The organism is Kitasatospora nipponensis, from assembly GCF_039528135.1.
Classification (GTDB): Bacteria; Actinomycetota; Actinomycetes; order Streptomycetales; family Streptomycetaceae; genus Kitasatospora; species Kitasatospora nipponensis.
Genome location: NZ_BAAALF010000400.1, coordinates 1 through 2,085 on the forward strand (window position 1 = coordinate 1; position 2,085 = coordinate 2,085).

Consider the following 2,085-nt stretch of genomic DNA (forward strand, 5'->3'; position numbering starts at 1 on the left):
GTGAACACCTGCCGCCAGTCGGGTTCGGTGAGCACGGCGCGCGGGACGATCACCCCCTCTTTGATCTCTCGTTTGGATGGATTCCCTTCCCGTACCCGCACGTTGGCGGGTGTGGGTCGGTATCGGTCGGCCATTCGGTCTCCTCTCGGCATCGTGTCCGGGATGCCGGGCTGCCCAAAAACGGTCACAGCTCCGGCGAGAGTTTTTTGCCTCCCGCCCGCGCTTTGGGCCCCGGGAGGGGAGTCACCCCCCTGGGCAACGCCCCTGGTCAGGGCCTCGGAGGGGCTTGACGCGCTCGCTGGCCCATCCTCCGGGCTGGTGAACGGCCGTCTCGCGGCTGTGACACGACGTGCACAGCGGGCGGAGCCGTGACCAAGCGTCAGGATCGGGCACGCCTCGGGCGACCAGCGATCGGCGCGACTCGGGGAAGTGGTCAGCCACCACCGCAGCGCGAGCACAGAGCAGACACCACGGGTGCGCGTAGATGAACGCCTTCCGGATGCGTGGCCAGCGAGGGCCGTACGCGCTTCCGCCTGGTGTCTCGCGCTGTGCGTCCGCCTCGGCCTGGTGGCGAGGGCAACGACCACCAGTGGTCAGCTCGGGGCACCCGGGCACCGAGCATGGGGGGCGAGGCTTTCGCGGCATGGCGCTCCAAGAGTCGCGGGCTTGTGACGCCGGTTGCATGATTTATTTATGGACATGACGCCCGATTTGGCAAAGCAATGCGCGGTAATCATTCCGGCATTAAGTATCGCCATTGCCGTCCAGATTAACGCTGCACATGCAGAGCTGCAACGAAAAGACAAGAAAGCTCACGCCCTTCGACAGAAGGCCCGCTTGGAGAATTTAAAGTACGAGAGCGGATCCGTAGAGGCGGAAACGATTAGGGAGTCTCACCAGCACTTCCAGCCATGGGTCGTCGCCGGAATCTTTGCTTACTTCTATGCGGGGGGCGCAGGTCATGCAGTAATGCTTTGCTTGAGATTTTTGGCAAACAGTCCCGGACCCGATCCCGGGAGTTGGAATGCGGCGTATCTCGTTACCATCGTGGGGGTGGGTTTCGTTGGAGCCTTGGCAATTCCCTTTGTGAAGTTCATCGAAATTACCGTCTATCGCCACGAAAGTAGAAAATTGGCCCTGAAGAGCATCGAAGAAAAAGAAGACAAACTAGACTAATAGATGACTTCAAAGTCTTCACTTGTCTTGAGCCTGTGGCAGGCCCTACAGAGCGCCCACACGTTCGCGTCTGTGTCCTCGCCACCGAGGGCGAGCGGGGTCCGGTGGTCTATGTCGACCAGCTCGGCGGGGAAGTCCTCGCCGCACAGCTCGCACCGTGCCGAGCCCGCTCGGTCGACCAGCCGGCGAAGCCTCTCGGTGCCGCTGTGGTGGCGTGAGACCAGCCGTTGCAGCCGTCTACGGGCTCGAACACTCGGACGCGCTTCGTAGGCCGTGTGATGGGCTCTACAGCGCCCCCGGTGCGTCGGTGCGTCGGGGCAGTCGATACAGCGCACGATGCCCCCTGGTTGGTAGTTGGGTCCTGGTGCCCGCCCCCGGACTCGAACCGGGATGACACGCGCCGTGGTTGGCGCGCTGCCTCGCCGTTTGGGCTAGGTGGGCTCTGTGTGGCAGGCGAACCGCTTCACCCCTGCCTCGGACACCCCGGAGCTTCCGCCGTTGGTGTCGTTCCTGTTGGTCCTAGTGCCCCTCGCGGGGCGGTGGGGACCGCACTCGGTTAGTCCCTTTCGGTGCGCCCTGGCGGACGCCGTTACTCGGGCTGGTGCGGTCCCCTCGCTCTGCCTCACGACTCCGGCGGGACTACCGGCGGGTTGATCGGTCGGCCGTCCGACTGCCTCGGTGTCACGTCGACGGCCAGCAGCCGGCCGGGGGCGTGGGGGGCGCGCATCGATTGGACACCTCGCGGCATCGGCGACCCACCGTTGGTTACTGGCAGGCCAGTTGGAGAGTCGGACCACACGGGCCACCCCTGCGCATCGCGGGGAAAGTACGGATAGGTCCCGTCCGGGCCGGGGTCGAGTGCGTCAACGGCCATGTCAGTCTGCCGCTTCGATGTAGGCGGTTCGCTTG

2 protein-coding genes and 1 tRNA gene are annotated in these 2,085 nt (G+C 64.6%); 1 reads left to right on the top strand and 2 read right to left on the bottom strand.

The features are described from left to right. The first annotated feature begins 693 nt into the window (after positions 1 to 693). The gene (locus tag ABD323_RS40600) at positions 694 to 1,176 is read left to right on the top strand and encodes a Rossmann-fold NAD(P)-binding domain-containing protein (protein ID WP_344447133.1); all 483 of its coding nucleotides are present in this window, start codon (positions 694 to 696) and stop codon (positions 1,174 to 1,176) included. Here ABD323_RS40600 and ABD323_RS40605 read toward each other — a convergent pair. Together ABD323_RS40605 and ABD323_RS40610 are read right to left on the bottom strand one after the other, a co-directional pair. Further along, positions 1,173 to 1,511, bottom strand: a complete 339-nt coding sequence (locus ABD323_RS40605; RefSeq protein WP_184916268.1) for an HNH endonuclease — start codon at positions 1,509 to 1,511, stop codon at positions 1,173 to 1,175. The two genes, ABD323_RS40600 and ABD323_RS40605, sit on opposite strands and share 4 nt — an antisense overlap. Positions 1,512 to 1,538: 27 nt before the next feature. Next, positions 1,539 to 1,617, bottom strand: a tRNA-Gly gene (locus tag ABD323_RS40610). Between the last annotated feature and the right edge of the window lie 468 nt (positions 1,618 to 2,085).

Excerpts from the sequence above, each read along its gene's own strand:
- ABD323_RS40600 (WP_344447133.1), top strand. The coding sequence starts at position 694 with ATGGACATGACGCCCGATTTGGCAAAGCAATGCGCGGTAATCATTCCG.